This is a genomic window from Streptococcus mitis (genome assembly GCF_946188695.1).
Classification (GTDB): Bacteria; Bacillota; Bacilli; order Lactobacillales; family Streptococcaceae; genus Streptococcus; species Streptococcus mitis_DF.
This window is the reverse complement of the sequence record NZ_CAMHWI010000053.1, coordinates 1-367: the sequence shown is the minus strand read 5'-3', so window position 1 is coordinate 367 and position 367 is coordinate 1. Positions and strand designations below refer to the sequence as shown.

The following is a 367-nucleotide window of genomic DNA, read 5'->3' as shown; positions in this document are numbered from 1 at the left end:
AACCAGATGGCTCAACATACCCACCAGGAACTAAGGTAGAAATTCCAGGAGAAGATGGAACAACAATCACAGTAACAATTGGTGACAATGGATCAGGTGAAGTACCAAATGACAACCTTCCTAAGAAAGATGTCCCAGGTACAGGAACAGTAACAGAACCTAACAAGAAACCATCACAACCAGTAGATGTAACAACACCAGCTCGTAAGACACCAACAATAGATGTTGAACAAGATCCTAAGACAGGTGATGTAACAGTAACACCTAAGAAACCAGATGGCTCAACATACCCACCAGGAACTAAGGTAGAAATCCCAGGTAAAGATGGAAACCCAATTATCGTTACAATCGATAAAGAAGGTAAAGG

1 pseudogene is annotated in these 367 nt (G+C 41.4%); it reads left to right on the top strand.

The window, feature by feature from the left end:
* Nucleotides 1–367 (top strand): annotated as a pseudogene (locus N8L33_RS09955) (hypothetical protein); the annotation flags it as partial.